Here is a 458-nt window from a genome sequence, read left to right as displayed (position 1 = left end):
GCATCCACGCCACCACTTCCGGATGCGCGTCGAGAATGCCGGCCACTGCCGTCGCACGGCGGATGAACCACAGGCAGTGGTAGACGGAGAAGTCGGCGACGGTGGGCTGCTCGCCAAACAGGAAGATGCGTTCGCCCGTGGCCAGCTGCCGTTGGAGCTGCGCCAGGAAGACATTCAGCGTGGAAGTGGCTTCCGGCGGCGGTGTGCGCAAGCCAGTGCCGCCCACGCGCATGGCCTTGCGATCTTCCACAAAGGCTTTGACGAAGGCTTCGGGCGCATCGCCGAACAGGCTCTGGAAGCCCGCCGGTTGCATCACGAATGTCGCCGTCGCCCAGAACAGCGTCGTATCGGCCCACTGTGCCATCGCAAACACAGCGGCTGCGTGCTCGGACGGCACGAGTCTTGGCAGCGGATGGATCGACTCGATCACTTGCGCGATCAGCGCCGTATCGCAGTAG

1 protein-coding gene is annotated in these 458 nt (G+C 64.6%); it reads right to left on the bottom strand.

The window, feature by feature from the left end; translation table 11 throughout:
- On the bottom strand, window positions 1-458 hold a 458-nt coding region (locus tag I6F21_RS37770), incomplete at both ends, for a glutathione S-transferase C-terminal domain-containing protein (protein ID WP_225184392.1).

Origin of the sequence: Bradyrhizobium sp. NBAIM03, from assembly GCF_020194055.1 — a bacterium.
GTDB classification, from domain to species: Bacteria; Pseudomonadota; Alphaproteobacteria; order Rhizobiales; family Xanthobacteraceae; genus Bradyrhizobium; species Bradyrhizobium yuanmingense.
Note: the sequence above shows the minus strand (reverse complement) of the source record. Positions and strands in the feature narration are given on the sequence as shown.